This is a genomic window from Subsaxibacter sp. CAU 1640, assembly GCF_023156585.1.
GTDB lineage: Bacteria > Bacteroidota > Bacteroidia > Flavobacteriales > Flavobacteriaceae > JBPOFM01.
This window is the reverse complement of sequence record NZ_JALNMI010000002.1, coordinates 558,715-579,908: the sequence shown is the minus strand read 5'-3', so window position 1 is coordinate 579,908 and position 21,194 is coordinate 558,715. Positions and strand designations below refer to the sequence as shown.

The 21,194-nt window shown below is 39.7% G+C and carries 15 protein-coding genes and 1 riboswitch; of the genes, 14 read left to right on the top strand and 1 reads right to left on the bottom strand.

Annotated features, from left to right (window positions below):
• The first annotated feature begins 24 nt into the window (after positions 1 to 24).
• From M0G43_RS07145 to M0G43_RS07120, 6 genes are all read left to right on the top strand, one after another.
• Positions 25 to 1,293, top strand: a complete 1,269-nt coding sequence (locus M0G43_RS07145) for a 3-deoxy-D-manno-octulosonic acid transferase (RefSeq protein WP_248024695.1) — start codon at positions 25 to 27, stop codon at positions 1,291 to 1,293.
• Positions 1,294 to 1,377: 84 nt separating this feature from the next.
• Entirely contained in the window at positions 1,378 to 1,650 is a 273-nt protein-coding gene (locus M0G43_RS07140; protein WP_248024694.1) for a hypothetical protein, read from the top strand.
• A gap of 135 nt (positions 1,651 to 1,785) precedes the next feature.
• Entirely contained in the window at positions 1,786 to 3,552 is a 1,767-nt protein-coding gene (locus M0G43_RS07135; protein ID WP_248024693.1) for a carboxypeptidase-like regulatory domain-containing protein, read from the top strand.
• A gap of 81 nt (positions 3,553 to 3,633) precedes the next feature.
• On the top strand, positions 3,634 to 5,397 hold the full coding sequence (locus tag M0G43_RS07130) for a carboxypeptidase-like regulatory domain-containing protein (protein ID WP_248024692.1): 1,764 nt from the start codon (positions 3,634 to 3,636) through the stop codon (positions 5,395 to 5,397).
• 597 nt (positions 5,398 to 5,994) lie between these two features.
• Complete coding sequence (locus M0G43_RS07125) at positions 5,995 to 6,717, top strand: hypothetical protein (protein WP_248024691.1); 723 nt, start codon at positions 5,995 to 5,997, stop codon at positions 6,715 to 6,717.
• A gap of 505 nt (positions 6,718 to 7,222) precedes the next feature.
• Positions 7,223 to 8,797 (top strand): M20/M25/M40 family metallo-hydrolase, encoded by a 1,575-nt coding sequence (locus M0G43_RS07120; protein ID WP_248024689.1) that lies wholly within the window; start codon positions 7,223 to 7,225, stop codon positions 8,795 to 8,797.
• Positions 8,798 to 9,080: 283 nt separating this feature from the next.
• Here M0G43_RS07120 and metK read toward each other — a convergent pair whose 3' ends face one another.
• Positions 9,081 to 10,334: a methionine adenosyltransferase gene (gene metK / locus M0G43_RS07115; RefSeq protein WP_248024688.1), complete on the bottom strand. Its 1,254-nt coding sequence runs from the start codon at positions 10,332 to 10,334 to the stop codon at positions 9,081 to 9,083.
• A gap of 244 nt (positions 10,335 to 10,578) precedes the next feature.
• Positions 10,579 to 10,701: riboswitch (SAM riboswitch) on the top strand.
• A 120-nt stretch (positions 10,702 to 10,821) separates the two neighbouring features.
• Here metK and M0G43_RS07110 point away from each other — a divergent pair.
• The 8 genes from M0G43_RS07110 to M0G43_RS07075 all read left to right on the top strand — a co-directional run bounded on the left by M0G43_RS07110 (position 10,822) and on the right by M0G43_RS07075 (position 21,180).
• On the top strand, positions 10,822 to 11,997 hold the full coding sequence (locus M0G43_RS07110; RefSeq protein ID WP_248024687.1) for a trans-sulfuration enzyme family protein: 1,176 nt from the start codon (positions 10,822 to 10,824) through the stop codon (positions 11,995 to 11,997).
• Positions 11,984 to 13,063 (top strand): aspartate kinase, encoded by a 1,080-nt coding sequence (locus M0G43_RS07105; RefSeq protein ID WP_248024686.1) that lies wholly within the window; start codon positions 11,984 to 11,986, stop codon positions 13,061 to 13,063. Before M0G43_RS07110 ends, M0G43_RS07105 begins: the two co-directional genes overlap by 14 nt.
• A 3-nt stretch (positions 13,064 to 13,066) precedes the next feature.
• On the top strand, positions 13,067 to 14,068 hold the full coding sequence (locus tag M0G43_RS07100) for a homocysteine S-methyltransferase family protein (RefSeq protein ID WP_248024685.1): 1,002 nt from the start codon (positions 13,067 to 13,069) through the stop codon (positions 14,066 to 14,068).
• Positions 14,068 to 16,737, top strand: coding sequence for a methionine synthase (gene metH / locus M0G43_RS07095; protein ID WP_248024684.1), 2,670 nt, complete (start codon positions 14,068 to 14,070; stop codon positions 16,735 to 16,737). The genes M0G43_RS07100 and metH overlap by 1 nt, the downstream gene beginning before the upstream one ends.
• Positions 16,738 to 16,997: 260 nt before the next feature.
• Positions 16,998 to 17,954, top strand: a complete 957-nt coding sequence (gene metF, locus M0G43_RS07090) for a methylenetetrahydrofolate reductase [NAD(P)H] (RefSeq protein WP_248024683.1) — start codon at positions 16,998 to 17,000, stop codon at positions 17,952 to 17,954.
• Positions 17,955 to 18,031: 77 nt separating this feature from the next.
• Positions 18,032 to 19,291, top strand: coding sequence for a pyridoxal phosphate-dependent aminotransferase (locus tag M0G43_RS07085; protein ID WP_248024681.1), 1,260 nt, complete (start codon positions 18,032 to 18,034; stop codon positions 19,289 to 19,291).
• A 45-nt stretch (positions 19,292 to 19,336) separates the two neighbouring features.
• Positions 19,337 to 20,431, top strand: a complete 1,095-nt coding sequence (locus M0G43_RS07080) for an acyloxyacyl hydrolase (RefSeq protein WP_248024680.1) — start codon at positions 19,337 to 19,339, stop codon at positions 20,429 to 20,431.
• Positions 20,428 to 21,180, top strand: coding sequence for a head GIN domain-containing protein (locus M0G43_RS07075; RefSeq protein ID WP_248024679.1), 753 nt, complete (start codon positions 20,428 to 20,430; stop codon positions 21,178 to 21,180). Before M0G43_RS07080 ends, M0G43_RS07075 begins: the two co-directional genes overlap by 4 nt.
• The last annotated feature ends 14 nt before the right edge of the window (positions 21,181 to 21,194 follow it).

Sequence of the window (21,194 nt, the reverse complement as noted above, 5' to 3'; positions counted from 1 at the left end):
TACGGCTTCAACCAATCGAATGTTATGAAAGTGACGTATTTTAGCAAAAAACAAATTTACTTGCGCATTTTATATACCATTGGAATTTATCTCACCGAGATTCTTTTAAAATTCTTGGCACTTTTCAACCAAAAATTAAAATTGGGCGTGGATGGTCGTGCTGAAACTTTCAAACGTTTACAGAAAATTCAACCTAGCGACAAAACATTTTGGTTCCACTGCGCATCACTGGGCGAATACGAGCAAGGCCTTCCCGTATTTAAGGAAATGCGCAAAAGTTACCCAAACCATAAGGTCATCCTAACCTTTTTCTCGCCTTCTGGATATGAAATACGTAAGAATACCGACATTGCAGACGTGGTCGCATACCTTCCTATGGACAGCCCATCCAATGCAAATCGTTTTCTCGACCTTGTGCATCCTGATGTAACAGTTTTTGTGAAGTATGATATTTGGCCCAATTATCTTTTGGAACTTAAAAAACGCAACGGTAAAGCAATATTGATTTCCGCACTGTTCAGAGAAAAGCAATCTTACTTTAAATGGTATGGTGGTATGATGCGCAACGCACTTTCGGCTTTTGAACACATCTATGTGCAGAATGAATCATCTCAAAAACTGCTCGAATCCATCAATTTCAAAAACGTTTCTATCGCTGGTGATACAAGATTTGACAGAGTAACAGACCAATTGACTCAAAACAACTCGTTACCCTTCATTGAAGAGTTCAAACAGAACCACCTATGCATAGTCATAGGCAGTTCGTGGCCCGAAGATGAAGAACTTTTGGTAAAATTCATCAATAAAAACCCAAATAACGACATCAAATACATCATAGCGCCGCATAGCATCAAACAACCGCAAATCAAAAATCTGCAAGCCAGTCTTTCACCAAAAACAGTACTCCATTCTGAAAAGGACCAACACAATCTAGCCGATTACTCTGTGATGATTATTGATAATATCGGTATGCTATCAAAAATATATAGTTATGCAAACATCGCTTACGTTGGTGGTGCTATGGGAACAACTGGTCTGCACAATATTCTAGAGCCTGCGGTATTTGGAGTGCCTGTCATTATTGGTAAAAACCATAAAAAATTCCCAGAGGCACAACGTATGATAGACCAAGCCGGCGTTGTCAGTATCAAAAATCAAGAAGAATTAAATCAAACGCTCAATAACTTCATCACAGACAAAGACCATCGCAAAGAATTCGGCAATCGCAATGCACAATTCATCGCCGAGCACAAGGGTGCAGTCGTCCAAATCACGAACAATCTCCGTATATAAGTTAAATCTTATTGTGATTGCGTTTGTTTTATCGCTTCGCATTGAGTATTTTAGAATCCACAATTAACACTAAAAATCAATACAATGAAAAAAGTACTTTTAAGTATCGTATTGGTAATGGCAATGAGTATGTCATTTACCTCTTGCAGAGACACCGAAAGAAAAGCAGATGATGTAGAAGATACAATGGATGATGTAGGTGATGCTGTTGAAGATGCTGCAGATGATGTAGCTGATGAAACCGAAGGCGCACTAGAAAAAGCTGGTAAAGCTATGGATAATGCCGCCGAAGAAACTAAAGAAGCTGGCAAGGCCATCGAAGATGCTGCTAAAGAAATTACAGATGATGAACAATAATCAAAGTATTTGATGTATAACACAAAACCTTCCTTTACGGAAGGTTTTTTTATGCCTACTGTTCAAAATTTCCTACAATTCCCACGCAACCTTTCCACATTTTTCGCATCTTTATAAAAACACAATCAACACAATATGAAAAAACTTTTCACCATCATCCTTTGCCTTGCCATAACGCTTGTCTCCTGCGATAAAGACGACAGTAGCTCGGGCAACCCAGAACCTCAACAACATGATCCAAACACATTTTCAGAAAACTTCGGCAGTGAAATCCAAAGAAATTTCCTCGGAAAAGTCATAGACACCGACCGAAATCCCATAGAAGGTGTCACTATCACCATAGGAACTAAAACTGCCATGACAGACGCCAATGGCATCTTCATCATAAACGATGCAACGGTAAATGAACACTTCGGCTATGTCAAAGCCTCAAAACCGGGCTATCTGCACGGCTCTCGTTCAGTTGTGCCTTCCTCTGGCACTAACAATGTCACCATTATGTTGCTTCCAGAAACGGTTGCAGGCACCACAAATTCGGGTACAGCCGAAACCATCACGCTTCCCAACGGCGCATCGGTCGCTCTAGAAGGGGACTATCAAAAAGCAGATGGCAGCGCCTACAGTGGCAGCGTCAATGTCATGATGCACCATCTCGACCCTGCCAGTGAGGACATGCAAGACCAGATGCCAGGCATGCTATATGCTGCCAATGCGCAAAACCAACCTCGTATGTTGCAAACATTTGGTATGTTGGCGGTCGAATTGCGCGGCAGTGGAGGCGAGGAGCTCAATCTCGCAGAAGGCTCTTCTGCTGAAATCAAAGTACCGCTCGATGCCTCACTGATAGCCGATGCTCCAAGCACCATACCGCTTTGGCATTTTGATGAACAGTACGGTTATTGGATAGAAGATGGCGTCGCAACCCTTGTAGGCAACGCTTACGTGGGCACAGTTACGCATTTTTCTTTTTGGTTTTTGTGCACACCTACAAGTCCTATTTCTTTATGTATAGAGGTGACAGATGAAAATAATAATCCACTTAATTTTATTGGTGTAGAGCTGGCAATATTCGGTGAAAGTCATAGGCGTCTAACGAATGAGTTAGGATTAGTTTGTGGAATGGCTCCTTCAAACCGTATGTTTCAATTAAGAGTTTTTAATCAGGCTTGTCTAAACATTCCTATTTATACTGTAGACATTGGGCCTTTTACTACGTCTACAACATATACGATTGTAATTCCCAGTACCGTCGATGCAACTACTGAAACCATTTTGGGGAGTTTTAAAGATTGTAATGGTAATAATGTAACGGAAGGTTATGTCCAATTGAATTACAATAATAATGTACTATTTGAGTATGTCGATAATGGTTCTTTTGAGTTTAATGTTTTGCATTGTTCTACAGGTTCAAACACCTTCACTATCGAGGGACAAGATTTTCAAAATATTCAATCTACGGGAACTATAAATTATACATTCACTTCTCCATCAACCAATATCGGAAATCTATTGGCTTGTAATTCCATCGAAGAATTTATAACATATCAAGTAGATGATCATCCCCCGATTACTTATAATTTTTTTATAAATAGTGGATTTGATGCTGATATTTTTATTGTCCAGAAAGATGATCCAAGTGGAAACAACCATACTTTTAACATGGGAATTTCTCAATTTAATGGTGTTGGGGTTTATAATGTTCAAAATTACTATACATGGATTGCTTTTACTGACGAAAATGCTGATTTTGGAGATATTACTACAGATGATATCAGTATCTATGTAACTGAATACGGTCAACTTGACGAATATGTAGATATGAATTTTTCAGGAACTTATGTTGATGGCAATTCTATATCACACACAATAACAGGAGTTTTACACATTATTCGAGATAATTGATAAATTTGATTTTTACATAGCTGTTTAATACGCAACCTTTCCACAATTTTCGCATCTTTATAAAAACACAATCAACACAATATGAAAAAACTCTTCACCATCATCCTTTGCCTTGCCATAACGCTTGTCTCCTGTGATAAAGACGACAGTAGCTCGGGCAACCCAGAACCTCAACAACATGATCCAAACACATTTTCAGAAAACTTCGGCAGTGAAATACAAAGAAATTTCCTCGGAAAAGTCATAGACACCGACCGAAATCCCATAGAAGGTGTCATTATCACCATAGGAACTAAAACTGCCATGACAGACGCCAATGGCATCTTCATCATAAACGATGCAACGGTAAATGAACACTTCGGCTACGTCAAAGCCTCAAAACCGGGCTATCTGCACGGCTCTCGTTCCGTCGTGCCTTCTGCTGGCACTAACAATGTCACCATCATGATGCTTCCAGAAACGGTCGCGGGCACCACAACCTCGGGTACAGCGGAAACAATAGCGCTTCCCAACGGCGCATCGGTCGCTCTAGAAGGGGACTATCAAAAAGCAGACGGCAGCGCCTACAGTGGCAGCGTCAATGTCATCATGCACCATCTCGACCCAGCCAATGAGGATATGCAAGATCAGATGCCAGGCATGCTATATGCTGCCAATGCTCAAAACGAACCTCGTATGTTGCAAACATTCGGTATGTTGGCGGTCGAATTGCGCGGCAGTGGAGGCGAAGAGCTCAATCTCGCAGAAGGCTCTTCAGCCGAGATCAAAGTACCTCTCGATGCCTCGTTGATGGCCGATGCTCCAAGCACCATACCGCTTTGGCATTTTGATGAACAATACGGTTATTGGATAGAAGACGGCGTCGCAACCCTTGTTGGCAATGCTTACGTGGGCACAGTCACACATTTTTCGTTCTGGAATTGCGATGTACCTGCTGAAGCTATCAATTTATGTGTCAATGTCCTCGATGCCGATGGTAATGCGCTCGCTGATGCATGGGTATGGATTCAAAGTAATGTCTATGGATTAAGAGGTGGTGATACCAATGAAACTGGACAAGTGTGTGGGTTCGTTCCGAGTAACGAAACACTCCTTGTATACGTCAGATCATATACTATATGTGGAGTCGAAGACCTTTATGAAGCAAACATTGGACCTTTTACTGAAGACTCATCAATTACTATCAACATTGCGGACAATGGGTCTTATGTCACTCAAACTGTCTTTGGTAACTTTACAACTTGTAACGGCGACCCTGTCAATGAAGGTTATGTGATGTTGACTCATAATTTTCACCGTTTTTTCAGCAGCCTAGATGATGGCACTTTTGAATTTAATTTTCTTTCTTGTGCTGATAATGATGAATTTCATTTATACGGAGTGGACTTTGAAAATCTTCAAGAAACAGATTCTATTTACTACACTTTCACGCCACCAATTACTAATGTAGGTACCATCGCGGCATGTAATACTGTAGAAGAATTCATAACTTATCAAGTAGATGACCATCCTACCATTACTTATAATTTTAATGTTCAGGCAGGCACTGATGGTGATTATTTGGTTGCTTATTATTATTCAAACAACCAACAATACTTCTTTGAGTTTAATATTGCTAATTTTAACTCTGTGGGAGCTTATACTAACGCATACATTGGTTTTCAAGATGAAAACGGAGATTCTACCACTCTCGAATATGTCTTTCAAGGTACTGTCAACGTCACATCTTTTGGAAATGTAGGTGAATATATAGACATCAACTTTGTCGGCGAACTTGTACCGTTCACTAACCCTACCGAAGGCACACCTATCTCTGGAACTATGCATGTCAGAAGAGATAATTAAAGCATCTCAAATCACAAACTTTGAGATCAATAATCTAAAAATAGAATAATCTAACACTCTAATAAAAGCCTCCACCCAGGAGGCTTTTTTCATTACCCCAATAAAGCCCCTCAAATCCCTCAACACCCTCACCAATGTTCACAGGCCGTTAAGAAAATGTTGTATTTCTGTACCGCCTTGTTTCATATTCAAAAATCGCACACCTTTGTTAAGGATGCACTGGCTCATCACCACCATTCAAAACTGTATAAAAACCATCATTGCCAAAATCGACTCACTATGATTCCTGATGATATTTTAGAAGACATGATTAACGACCTCATGGTTCACAGGCACGTCATCCCAAACAGAGACCAGCACACTTTTAATTCCTATCACCATCTTCGCATGCTCATTCACGGGCATTTTAATAAAGATCAGCACCTCAATCACCACAATTCCGTAAGCTAAAATCTTATCACTTTTATTAGTTTTATATAGAGTTCTGGAGCGCTTTTTAAAGTTTTTAGACAGACTAAAAAAATATTTTTCACACTTTGTTAAAGTGATTATTTTTTTAGCTACTTTAACGTCGCTAATCAATTAAATCCCAGTTATATGGCATCTAAATCCGAAGTGGGTTTTGCAAAGTTCAATGCAAACCTTTCAAACATGATTATTATTTTTACAGACATGGGTCCTGCCTATGCACCGTCTAATGCAGACAGTGAGATTCCCAATTTAAAATTGTGGCTCACCAATACCACAGATGCACAAAATGACGTCAACTCTAAAGTAGGTCCCTACAAGGTGATGGTAGATGCACGCGAGGCTACTTTTGACCCCGTATCAAAAGAATTGACAGGCTTAAGAAAAGCCTTTAGAGCCACAAAAGGTGTAGGTCCAGCTCAAATGGAAGATTTTGATGCACTTGCACGCAAGTACAGAGGTATCAAAAAAGTAAAAACCAGTAGCACTGACCCAGACGTAAATACGCATTCTAATGCCAAAACTAGTTATGATCAACGCACCAATACCATTGGTGAGATAGTGGTGTTGTTGAATAACACAGCAAACTATAACCCTAACGAAGACAAATACAAGATTGCGTATTGGCAAACCTTGCAAGACACAATGCTTGCAGATACCAGAAATCTCAACGATGCCTCTGCACCGCTTGCTTCATCGCGCACCTATCGCAAAGGGTTGTTTTATTTTAATGAAGTCAATGCATCAGATACGGCAAACGCAGCAAGAACCTACGGTTTGTCTATTACACCCGTAGGTAGCCCTACGTATAAGGCACTTATAAAGCTTAATTTTAGAAAACCGCCAAAATAATATAATGTTGCCATTATATTTAAATCCCATGTATAGTCTAATCTTTCATGGGATTTTACTTTTTTTAAGAATAGGATAGTTAAACTGAAAGTTTAAATGTTGAAGATATAGCTGCAAATGTTGAAAAGACACCTGCACTTCTTGAAAAGCTAGTTGCAAAAGTTGAAGGCGCACGTGTAAATGTTGAATATATACCTGCAAAGGTTGAAAAGCAATATGCACAAGTTGAAAACGTACCTGCAAAAGTTGAAAAGCTAGTTGCAAAAGTTGAAAACGTACCTGCAAATATTAAAATTGCACCTGCAACTGTTGAATGATCAAAAAACAATCTGAAAATGAAAAAATTTATATTGAATTAATAATGTGAAAGTTAGAATATCACATACTAAAAACTATATACGAAACACCAAAAACTATAGAACCATTCGTTATCTTTAAGACCGCTGTTTTATCGGCAAAACAATTTCAATGACTAAATTAAAAAATAAAACAATTTAAAGAACGAATGAACAACACATTTAAATCTACCTTATGCGCCCTTGCACTTACCATCGCATCGGCAAATGCCCAAACCGAAGACCCAGTAGTCGAAAACATCATTAAGGAAGCCACCACCAATTCGCAATTACCGCAGCTCGCACACGAATTATTGGACGTTGTAGGCCCAAGATTGGTCGGTACGCCGCAAATGAAACAGGCTCACGATTATGTCGTGGACAAATACAAGTCGTGGGGCATCACTGCAGAAAATGAAAAGTGGGGCGAATGGAAATCTTGGGAACGTGGCATCACGCACATCGACCTTGTATATCCTAGAGTACAGTCGTTAGATGGTATGCAGCTGGCTTGGAGTCCTGGCACGGGCGCTAAAGGTGTTACTGCCGAAGTCGTAAAGCTTCCTATGGTGAAAGATTCTACAGAATTCCAAAATTGGTTGAAGAATGTCAAAGGTAAATTGGTAATGATTTCAGAATACCAACCTACAGGACGCCCCGATAGCAATTGGGAAGAATATGCGACAGAAGAATCTTTTGCCAAAATGAAAAAGGAGCGCGATTCAATGTCTGATATCTACAAAGAAAACCTCAAACGTACAGGTTATGCAAACAGACGTGCCAATGGTTTGAATGATGAAGGCATCGCAGCCCTCGAAAAAGCAGGTGCAGCGGGCATCATTGCGTCTTATTGGTCTAGAGAAATCGGTAGCAACAAAATCTTTGGCGCTTCCACTAAAAAAATTCCTACTGTAGATATCGAACTCGAAGATTACGGCATGTTATATCGTATGGTAGAGTATGGAGTGAAGCCTCAAGTAAAAATTGTAGCTGAATCAAAAGATTTAGGAACCGCTCCTACATTTAACACCATCGCTACCATCAAAGGATCCGAAAAACCAAATGAATACATCATCCTTTCAGCGCATTTAGATTCGTGGGACGGCGCCACAGGAGCGACTGACAATGGCACAGGAACCATCGTCATGATGGAAGCAATGCGTCTATTGAAGAAATTTTATCCTAACCCAAAAAGAACCATCATCGCAGGGCATTGGGGAAGCGAAGAGCAGGGCTTAAACGGCTCTCGCGCTTATGTAGAAGACCATCCAGAAGTTGTAAAGGGTCTTCAGGCGCTATTCAATCAAGATAATGGTACCGGACGCACCGTTAATTTATCTGGAGCTGGCTATCTACATTCATATGAATACCTCACACGCTGGTTAGAAGCAGTTCCAAATGATATCTCAAAGCACATCGAAACAAATTTCCCAGGCTCACCTAGTGGTGGAGGCTCTGACAATGCATCATTCGTTGCTGCAGGTGCGCCAGCTTTTAATTTAAGCGCGTTAAGCTGGGATTACGGCAATTACACATGGCACACAAACCGTGATACCTATGATAAAATTGTATTTGATGATGTCAGAAGCAACGCAATCCTTGCTGCAATTCTCACATACATGGCGAGTGAAGACGAAACAAAGACCTCAAACGAAAAAAGCGTCCTCCCAACAAGCAGACGCACAGGCAAACAACAAGAATGGCCTACACAACGTTCCCCAACCCGCAAAGGAGGCATGGATTAAGCCATATCGAAATCAAAAAATCAAAACCTTTTTCAATAACACGAAGAAGGTTTTTTTTATACTGATAATTGAATGATGAATAAAATAGAAGATTATATAAATATTGAAGATCGAAGCATCAAAGATGAAGATTGAAACAACAAATAATTCGTCAAGAATCTTAAATTCCGAATCAAATATCATGAATAAAAAAACCTCCCACGCAAACACGCAGAAGGCTTTTCATATATTTCGAGTCAGATAAAAGAATCAAGTCTTAATACTAACTACTCAATTCTTAATACTAAATATCAAAGGCCTCTTTAACCTTATCCACATAGTCAAGTTTCTCCCAAGTGAATAACTCAACCTCAACTTCAACGTCGTCACCATTAGGCTGCGAGAAAGTTTTGGTAACAGTCTCATTGGTTCTTCCCATGTGGCCATAAGCAGCCGTTTCACTGTACATCGGCTGACGAAGCTTCAATCGCTCTTCAATAGAAGCAGGTCGCATATCAAAAATTTGCTCTACCTTCTCTGCAATTTCGCCATCAGTCAAATTAAAAGGGCATGTACCGTATGTATTGATGTAGATACCCATCGGTTCTACCACCCCGATAGCGTAACTCACCTGCACCAATACTTCATCACACAGTCCAGCCGCCACAAGATTCTTGGCGATATGACGAGTAGCGTATGCAGCACTTCTATCTACCTTACTAGGGTCTTTACCAGAGAAAGCACCGCCACCATGAGCGCCCTTGCCACCATAAGTATCCACAATGATTTTACGACCAGTCAGTCCAGTATCACCATGAGGCCCTCCGATAACAAATTTCCCCGTAGGATTAATGTGATATTTGATCTCGTCATTAAAAAGTTCTTGTATATGTTCCGGAAGTCCAGCCTTCACTCTAGGAATCAAGATGTCAACAATATCCTTCCGGATTTTGGCAAGCATAGTATCGTCATCGCCAAACTCATCGTGCTGTGTAGATACCACAATAGCATCGATCCGTTGTGGAACGTTGTCATCGCTATATTCAATAGTCACCTGACTTTTAGAATCCGGACGTAGATATGTAATATCCTTGTTCTCACGTCGCAACGCTGCCAGTTCAATCAAAATACGATGAGATAAGTCCAGCGCAAGAGGCATTAAGTTTTCCGTTTCTCTTGTCGCGTATCCAAACATCATTCCTTGGTCGCCCGCACCTTGCTCTTCTTTGCTCGCACGGTCCACCCCACGATTAATATCTTCAGATTGCTCGTGTATAGCCGAAAATACACCACACGAATTGCCGTCAAACATATACGCACTCTTCGTATAACCTATCTTATTGATGGTCTCTCTCGCAATCTTTTGAACATCTAAATACGTGTTCGATTTTACCTCGCCCGCAAGAACTACCTGTCCTGTCGTCACAAGGGTTTCACAAGCCACTTTTGAATCTTTATCAAATGCTAAAAAGTGATCAATCAACGCATCACTGATCTGATCCGCCACTTTGTCTGGGTGTCCTTCAGACACGCTCTCTGATGTAAATAAATACGCCATATTAAGTCTTTAAATAAGTAATTGAAAGCGATTTGACGTTTTGCGTCGAAGGAAGTTTGCACTGCCTTTAGCATTTTTTAATGAGGTTGCAATCAGTCAAATCTTTCCTCTAAAATTTATCTTCGGCAAAAGTAAAAAAATTAAATGGATGGCAAATTATTTTTAAATTTTTTCGTCTGAAATTTGGAATTCTAAATTTTGTGTTGCAATATTTGTACTCAATAAAGTTCAAAAACTTACTGAAGTGTTATCAAGAAAGGCGGAGGGATTAGACCCGATGAAGCCTTAGCAACCCTCGGACTGCGAGAAGGTGCTAAATTCTACTTAATGACTCGATTCATTTATCGATGATTTGGATAGATAACAACACGTTAATTTCTTTCTGAAATAACGTTTTTCTTTTTAACATTTTTCTATTAGGTACGTCTGCAAAGACTTATTTGGCTTTTTGTTTTAATCTATTTATTAACTCAAAAAAATTAGAAAAATGAGTGCAACACAAATTATCCATTCCATTCCTAGCGACCCGCTAACTGGAGCAATTTCGGTACCTGTGTACCAAACGTCAACCTTTATCCAAGAGGCACCTGGTGTCAATAAAGGGTATGATTATGCAAGGACAAACAATCCTACAAGAAAAGTACTTGAAGATGTCGTCGCTAACCTAGAAGGTGGCCATTCCGGATTTGCCTTCGCTACAGGTTTGGCAGCCATCGACGCAGTGCTAAAGCTATTATCAGCTGGCGATGAAATCATTGCGGTTGATGACATTTACGGTGGCGCCTACCGACTTTTTACACACGTTTACGAGAAGTTGGGTGTGAAAGTACATTATGTCGATACGACAGATGCAAGCAATGTCGCCGACAAAATCAGCAGTAAAACAAAACTCGTTTGGATTGAATCACCAACCAATCCAACATTGAAAGTGTCCGATATTCAAACCATCGCAATCATTGCGAAAAGTGTTGGTGCATTATTGGTCGTAGACAATACCTTTGCAAGCCCAATTGCTCAAAAACCAATCGCTTTGGGTGCAGATATTGTTATCCACAGTGGTACAAAATACATCGGCGGACATTCTGATTTGGTCGCAGGTTTAGTAGTGACCAAAACACAAGAACTATCAGAAAAAATTAAATTCGTTCAGAATGCTTCTGGAGGTGTGCTTGGTCCTTGGGATTGCTTTTTGACCATCCGAGGCATTGAAACCTTGGAGCTTCGTTATAAAAAGCAGTGTGAAAATGCCTTTGCGGTTGCTGCATTTCTGTCAAATCATCACGCAGTGGATGAGGTGTTTTATCCAGGTTTGGTAACGCATAAAAATCACGCCATTGCAAAACGTCAACAAAACGGTTTGTTCGGCGGAATTGTGTCTTTCACGCTTAAAGAAGACACGCAAGATGCCACAAATCAATTCGTCACAAGCACCAGCTATTTTAAGTTGGCTGAAAGCCTTGGAGGTGTGAAGAGTTTACTCTGTCACCCACCGCAAATGACGCATTGTTCGATTCCTCGTGAGATTCGTTTGCAATCTGGCATCAAGGATTCTTTGATTCGTTTGTCTTGCGGCATTGAAGATGCCCACGATTTGATTAATGATTTGAGCCAAGCGTTTGCTGGTGTCAACAAACAAAAATCGAAGCACTATGTCGAGTCTTAAAAGCCTAAACATCGTCATCTTCGGAATCGGGAACGTGGGCAGCACTTTGATTGAACAAATCAATTGCGCAAAGCCAAAACTGGCCGCGCAGAACTTGCAGCTGAACATTCCCGTTGTGACCAATTCCAAATTGGCCTTCTTCAAATCGAGTGAAAACACAAGTATTTGGGAATGTGATTTTGAAACCTGCTCCGTGCCTTTTAAAATTCAAGACATTATCGATTTTGTTCAAAGTAAAAATTTGGACAATCTGATTGCAGTTGATGCTACGGCAAGTCGCGAGTTGGTGAATAGTTATGAATTATTGGTGAAGAATGGTTTTCATATCGTTTCTGCCAATAAAATCGCGAATACCTTAAGCTATGATTTTTACGAATCATTTCGTGAGACGTTGAAATCAAATAAAAAGTCATTTTTGTATGAAACGAATGTGGGCGCAGGGTTACCAGTGATTGAAACCATCAAACGCTTATATGATTCTGGAGAAGATATTAAGAAAATACGTGGTGTTTTTTCGGGTTCATTGAGCTATATTTTCAATTCATTTTCTGATGATAACATTCCATTTTCAGATATTTTGAGTCAGGCTACAACACTAGGTTTGACCGAGCCTGATGCTCGAGAAGATTTGTCAGGAAATGATGTCGCCAGAAAATTGTTAATTTTGGCACGAGAGCTGAATCTAAAACCTGAAATCAAGGATGTTTCGGTCGAATCATTGGTTCCGAAGCAACTCAACGGAAAAACCACCTTGCATCAGTTTAAATCAAGGGTTAAGGAATTGGACAACGTATTTTCGGATATCAAATCAAAGCAATCACAAGACCACGTGTTACGCTATGTTGGAGAATTGGATGTTGAAAAAAATACCTTGGAAGTCAAACTGATTTCCGAAGCTAAAAATTCCGCAATTGGTCAATTGAAAGGAGCCGATTCGGTATTTGAGATTTATTCAGATTCTTATAATGAATTTCCATTGGTCATTCAAGGAGCAGGAGCAGGAAAGGCTGTCACGGCACGAGGTCTGCTATCAGATATTATTAAATTGTCAAATCAAGTAAATTAACATATGCCTTCAATAACTGAAGAAATAAAAAAACGAATTTTAGTGCTAGATGGCGCTATGGGTACCATGTTACAGCGTTACGAGTTCACCGAAGAAGATTATCGTGGCGAGCGTTTCAAGGATTATCCGCATTCGTTGAAGGGAAACAATGATTTATTGTCCATCACGCAGCCGCACGCGATTGCCGAAGTGCATCGCAAATATTTTGAAGCTGGTGCTGACATCGTTGAAACTAATACCTTTTCAGGTACGACCATCGGTATGGCAGATTATCATATGGAAGATTTGGTGTACGAATTGAATTTTGAGTCTGCTAAAATCGCAAAACAAGTCGCCGATGAATTCACGAAAGCAAATCCCGAGCAACCTCGTTTTGTTGCAGGAAGTATCGGCCCTACAAACAAAACAGCAAGTTTGTCTCCAGATGTCAACAGACCTGAATATCGTGCTGTGACCTTTGATGAATTACGAATCGCCTACAAACAGCAAGTGGAAGCTTTGATTGATGGTGGTGTGGATGTACTTTTAGTGGAAACCATTTTTGATACATTAAATGCAAAAGCCTGTCTCTTCGCTATCGAAGAAGTCAAGGAAGAACGCAATATCGATATTCCAGTGATGGTTTCTGGGACGATAACAGACGCGTCAGGGAGAACACTTTCAGGGCAAACGGTCGAAGCCTTTTTAGCGTCCATTTCTCATGTGCCTCTATTAAGTGTTGGTTTTAATTGCGCTCTAGGTGCAGAACAGCTAAAACCGTATTTGCAGAGGCTTTCCAATGAAACGGAATTCTACACATCTGCCTATCCAAATGCTGGACTTCCAAATGCCTTTGGAGAATACGACCAATCAGCAAAACAGATGCAGATTCTAGTGGAAGATTATTTAAAGGATGGCTTGATTAATGTTATTGGTGGTTGTTGCGGCACAACGCCAGACCATATCAAGGCAATTGCTGATGTGGCAAAAAATTATAAACCAAGAGAACTAAAAGTATTTGCATAATGGCGGAAGGTGACTGTAAGAAATATTTAATCCTTTCGGGACTAGAACCACTCGTAGTAACACCTGAAAGTAATTTTATTAATGTCGGAGAGCGAACTAATGTTACTGGTTCTAGAAAATTTTTAAGATTAATCAAAGAAGAAAAATATTCGGAAGCGCTTGAGGTGGCGCGACACCAAGTGGATGGTGGTGCACAAATTCTCGACGTGAATATGGACGAAGGAATGTTGGATGGCGTTCACGCGATGACCACATTCCTCAATTTGATTGCCTCGGAACCTGATATTTCTCGAATCCCAATTATGATTGACAGCTCCAAATGGGAAATCATAGAGGCTGGATTGAAGGTAGTTCAAGGAAAATCGGTCGTTAATTCCATCAGTCTAAAGGAAGGTGAAGAAGCCTTTATCCATCACGCAAAATTGGTCAAACGTTACGGAGCTGCAGTGATTGTGATGGCTTTTGACGAAGATGGTCAGGCAGATACGTATGAACGAAGAATTGAAATTTGCGAACGTTCTTATAACATATTAGTGAACATTGTCCACTTTCCACCTCAGGACATCATTTTTGACCCGAATATTTTTCCTGTCGCCACAGGTATGGAAGAGCATCGCAAAAATGCGCTTGATTTCTTCAACGCTACCAAATGGATTCGTGAGAATCTGCCTTATGCGAATGTTTCTGGAGGTGTCAGCAACGTATCTTTCTCTTTTAGGGGAAATGACACCGTTCGTGAGGCAATGCACGCATCATTCTTATATCACGCCATCCAACACGGAATGAATCTTGGTATCGTCAATCCTGCGATGTTGGAGGTTTACGACGAAATTAATAAAGAACTGTTGGAATTAGTTGAGGATGTGTTTTTTGATAGAAGAAATGATGCCACGGAACGTTTGTTGGATTTTGCTGAAACTGTCAAGAACAACAAAAAAGATGAATCAGTATCTGTTCAGGAATGGAGGAATGAGCCACTTCAAGATAGAATTACGCACGCTTTGGTGAAAGGCATTGACACTTATATTATTGAGGATGTCGAAGAGGCTAGAACCACTGTAGAGCGACCGATTGAAGTCATCGAAGGGCATTTGATGATTGGGATGAATGTGGTCGGCGATTTATTTGGCAGCGGAAAAATGTTCCTTCCACAAGTTGTAAAATCTGCTCGTGTGATGAAAAAAGCGGTGGCTTATTTGCAACCGTTTATTGAAGCACAAAAGGATGGAAAATCTCAATCTGCCGGAAAAATCTTAATGGCAACTGTAAAAGGGGATGTTCACGATATCGGAAAAAATATTGTGAGTGTCGTTTTGGGTTGCAACAATTATGAAATTGTGGATTTGGGTGTGATGGTTCCACCTGAAAAAATTATCGAGACAGCCATTGCCGAAAATGTGGATATCATCGGTTTAAGCGGATTGATAACGCCGTCTTTGGATGAGATGGTGTACGTTTCGAAGGAAATGGAAAAGAAAAATTTCAACATTCCACTGATTATTGGTGGTGCCACCACGTCTCGAGCACATACTGCCGTGAAAATTGCGCCAACGTACAATCACAGTGTTGTTCATATCAATGATGCCTCAAGAGCGGTGACTGTTGTTGGAAATTTGCTTCAAAAGAATAATAAAATCTATAAAGAACAGATTCGTGAGGAATATGATAAATTCCGAGAGCAATTTTTAAATCGAAGCAAGGAAAAAGAATATGTTTCTATCGAAGAAGCTCGTCAAAATAAATTTCAGATTGATTGGAATGCTTCAGAAATAGTAAAGCCAAATCATTTGGGAATTAAGGTTTTAGAGGATTTTGATTTGAAAAAATTGGAAGATTACATCGATTGGAGCCCGTTTTTCAGAAGTTGGGATTTGCACGGACGTTATCCAGATATTTTGGAGGACAGCGTCGTCGGTGAGCAAGCTAAAGATTTGTTTAAGGATGCCAAAAATCTTTTGCAGCGAATTTTGGATGAAAAACTATTGAAGGCCAAAGCTATTTTCGGATTATTTCCAGCAAATACAGTTAATGATGATGATATCGAAGTTGATGGAGGTCATACGTTTTTAACCCTTCGCCAGCAATCCAAAAAACGTGAAGGTGTTCCAAACATCGCCTTGGCAGATTTCATTGCGCCAAAATCTTCTGGAAAACAAGATTATATTGGTGCATTTTGTGTGTCCACAGGTTTTGGAACGGATGAATTGGCAAAGCAGTTTGAGAAAAATAATGACGATTATAATTCCATTATGATAAAGGCTTTGGCAGACCGTTTGGCGGAAGCCTTTGCCGAATATTTACACAAGGAAGTTAGAACCAATTATTGGGGCTATGCCAAAAACGAGAATTTGACCAATGAAGAATTGATTAAGGAAGATTACAAAGGCATTCGCCCAGCACCAGGATATCCAGCGTGTCCAGACCATTTGGAAAAACCAACCATTTGGGAATTGCTTAAGGTCAAGGAAAACATTGGCGTAGAATTGACCGAAAGTCTCGCGATGTGGCCAGCGGCAAGTGTGAGCGGTTATTATTTTGCAAACCCGGAAGCTAAATATTTTGGGCTCGGAAAAATTGCCGACGACCAGTTGAAGGATTATGCAAAGCGACGTCAAATATCACTTGAAGAAGCAGAAAAATGGTTAAGTCCAAATTTGGCCGAAAATTAACAGACAGTTGAACATAAATTAAAATCAAAACATATTAAAAGTCGTAATGTTGCAGTGAAAATAAATTGCGAAAAAGATGAGGAAAATAAGTATAGAACTTCGGTTTTTTATCCAACTTATAGTAATCACGATAATTTCATTATTTGCTGCATACTTAATGGCTTGAAAGCCCATCCTAACCTTCCCAAAGGGAAGGAATTTTATGGGTCAATTTTATAAATACTAAATAAAAGTCCTCCTTTGGAGGATTTAGGAGGCCTATGAAAGTAACTGAACACATCAAAAAAGCAAACGGAGCCACTCAATTTTCGTTTGAAATTTTACCACCTTTAAAAGGGCAGCACATCAATTCAATTTTTGAGAATATTGAGCCATTGATGGAGTTTAAGCCACCGTTTATTGATGTGACCTATCATCGTGAAGAGTATGTTTTTAAGGAACAAGAAAATGGTTTGCTGAAAAAACAGGTCGTGAAAAAGCGTCCTGGAACTGTTGGGATTTGCGCTGCCATTCAAAATAAATTTAAGGTCGATGCCATTCCGCATATCTTGTGTGGCGGATTTACAAAAGAGGATACCGAAAATTTTCTGATTGACTTGGATTTCCTCGGAATTCAGAATGTGATGGCACTTCGAGGTGATGCGGTGAAGAATGAAACGTATTTCCGTCCAGAAAAGGAAGGTCACGAATATGCTAATGGCTTGGTAAAGCAAATTCGCGATTTGAATGATGGTATTTATTTGGATGAAGAACTTCAAAATTCATCAAAAACCGATTTCTGCGTGGGTGTGGCAGCCTATCCGGAAAAACATATGGAAGCGCCAAGTCTTGACAGCGACATTCATTTTTTGAAAAAGAAAATCAAAAATGGTGCAGAATATATTGTAACCCAAATGTTTTTTGATAACCAAAAGTTCTTCGATTTTGTCAAAAAGTGCCGAAACGAAGGCATTACGGTTCCAATTATTCCTGGTTTGAAACCAATTGCCACCAAAAAACAACTCAATTTGATTCCGCATCGATTTCACGTCGATTTACCTGAAGAACTCATTCTGGAAGTCATTAAATGTAAAAATAATGATGAGGTTCGCGAAGTTGGTATCGAGTGGTGCATCAATCAATCAAAAGAACTTCAACAGGCTGGAATTCCTGTGCTACATTATTATTCAATGGGTAAAAGTGAGAATATCCGAACCATCGCATCAAAAGTTTTTTAGTCTAAAAAACTCCAAATTCTGATTCATTTTATAGTGAATAAAAGCGTACTTTTGCAAAAAATTACTGCGCACTATCAATGAAAACATCAAAATTAGCTGAAGGTTTAAAAGGTTCTGAAATCATCAAGATTGCCGGAGAGGTCAATGTAATGAAAGCGCAAGGTGAAGTGGTCTATAATCAGACCATTGGCGATTTTGACCCAAGCATTTTTCCGATTCCTTCAGAATTAAAATCAGCGATTGTTGATGCATATGAAAACCACGAGACCAATTATCCTGCTGCAAATGGGATGGAATCTCTCCGCAAAAGTGTGTCGGATTATTTGTCGAGCCACCTCGAACTTCAATATCAGCCTAATGAAATCTTGATTTCTGGTGGTGCACGACCGTTGATTTATGCAATTTACCAAACGATTTTAGATATTGATGATACGGTGTTGTATCCTGTGCCTTCTTGGAACAATGATGCCTACACCTATTTGGCAAGAAATAAAGGTATTGTTATTGAAACAAAACCTGAAAACAAGTTTATGCCTACGGCCGAAGATATCAAGCCTTATCTTAAGCAAGTAAATTTGATTTCATTGTGTTCGCCACTGAATCCTACTGGTACAACGTTTGACAAGAAAACATTGTTGGAGATTTCAAATTTGATAGTGGGTGAAAACCACAGACGTGCCGATGCTGGTGAAAAGCCTTTGTATTTGTTGTATGACCAAATTTATTGGCAATTAACGTACGGCGGAATTGAGCATTACAATCCGGTGAGTTTGGTGCCCGAAATTCGTGATTACACTATTTTTGTTGACGGAATTTCGAAGGCTTTTGCAGCGACTGGAGTTCGTGTTGGTTGGGCATTTGGACCTCTAAACGTTATTGAAAAAATGAAGGCAATGTTGAGCCATATTGGTGCTTGGGCTCCAAAGGCTGAACAAATCGCCACGGCTGATTTTCTAAACCAAGGGGAAGCTGTTTCAAAATATATAAATCACATCAAAACTGAATTGAATTACCGCTTGATAGCGTTTTATGATGGTTTTGAACGTTTGAAGAATGCAGGATTTCCCGTGAGAGCCATTCAACCAGAAGCTGCGTTGTATTTGACGGTTCAATTTGATTTGGTTGGTAAAGTCACCGATTTAGGAAAACGCTTGATTTCTATTCAAGATGTGACCAGTTATTTATTGCAGGAGGCGAAATTGGCAGTCGTGCCATTTTATGCGTTTGGAGCTTCAAATGATTCCAATTGGTTTCGTTTATCGGTAGGAACTGCGAAAAAAGAGGACATCGAGACGATTTTCAAACTCCTCGAAGGTGCTTTGCAAAGACTTCAATAATCCGTTATCCAATTATTCTACTATTTTTGTACGAAAGCCCTTTGAATGAAAAAAATACTGGTCGTTTTCTTTTCTTTTTTGTACATATCTGTGATGTCGCAGGATGGGAAGAAATCTTTTGAAATCGACGCGAGTTTTTTTCACGGCACTATTTTGGAGCACAATCCAGACATTGCCCATTTGATTACCGACCATCCGACAGGGCTTATCTTAAGCTTCAACAAAAAGACCTACGGATTTAAGGATTGGGAAAGTCGCTACAACTATCCAGATTGGGGATTTTCGTACTCGTATCAGGATATGAAAAACTATTATTTGGGTGAAAATCACGGCGTGTACGCACACTTCAATTTCTATTTTTTGAAACGCAGCCTGATGTTTCGTATTGGTCAGGGTATTGCGTATGCCACAAAACCTTATGACAAATACGATAATTACATCAACAATGCCTATGGCTCCGATTTATTGAGTTCAACGTATCTGCAATTCAATTATAAAAAGGAAAATTTATTTGAAGGATTTGGGCTTCAGGCAGGAATTTCAATCATTCATTATTCAAATGCGAATGTGAAAGCGCCTAATAATTCCACAAATACCTTCGCTTTTAATGTTGGAGCAAATTATTTATTTGCCCACGAGAACAAACCAGAATACATTCCTTCTTCTGAAGAAAAAAAGTTCACTGAACCCATCAAATACAATTTCGCATTTCGCACAGGTGTCAATGAAAGTGATGTCAATGGAATGGGACAATTTCCATTTTATGTTTTTTCTGGTTATGCTGATAAACGTTTGAACCGAAAAAGTGCAGTTCAATTTGGAACAGATGTGTTTTTGGCAAAATTTCTAGAGGAATTGATTTACTATTATTCGGTAGCATTTCCAGAATATAATATTTCCGGCGATGAAGATTGGAAACGTGTTGGCATTTTTGTGGGTCACGAACTGTTCATCAACAAAACATCCTTCATCACGCAACTGGGTTATTATGTGTATTATCCCTATGATTTTGAAGGAAGGGTTTACAATCGAATTGGATTGCAGAGGTATTTTGGTGATAAAGTTTTTGGTGCGGTAACCGTAAAAGCGCACGGAGCAAAAGCTGAAGCCGTTGAATTTGGAATAGGAGTGAGGTTATGAGAAAATTGGTTTTGTTATTTTTAAGTCTACTCTTGATAGCCTGCAATGGAGACAATGTACCCAATTGCTTTCAGAATGCTGGCGATATTGTGCAGCAGGAATTTGAAGTTGAAACGTTTAATAGCATAACTGTTTTTGAACGCATCGAGTTGATTGTGACTGAAGCCGAAACTCACAGCGTAGTGGTAGAAACTGGTGAATATTTGATGAATGATATCAAAGTGAATGTGGAAGATGGACGATTGATTTTGAAGAATGAAAATGGCTGCAACCTTGTTAGAGCTTATGGTCTCACAAAAATATACGTCAGCGCTCCCAATCTTACAGAAATCAGAAACAGCAGCGGACTCACGATGCGTAGTAATGGTGTGCTAAATTATCCAAATTTAATGCTGATTTCAGAAGATTTTGAAGAGGAAGATGTCTATCACACCGATGGTGATTTAAATGTTCAGGTGAATTGCAATCGACTGGATATCGTTACCAATAATCTCTCAAATGTGTTTATCACTGGTACTGTCAACGATTTATTTATTGGATTTTATTCAGGTGATGGACGTTTTGAAGGTCAAAATCTGGTAGCACAATACATTGAGATTTTCCATCGAGGCAGCAATGATATGATTTTGAATCCGCAGCAATCCATCACTGGAGAAATACGAAGTACAGGTGATGTGATTTTAGTGAACGAACCTCCAATTATGAATGTTCAGCAGTTTTACACGGGAGAGCTGATTATTCAGAATTAATAAAGGGAATCTAG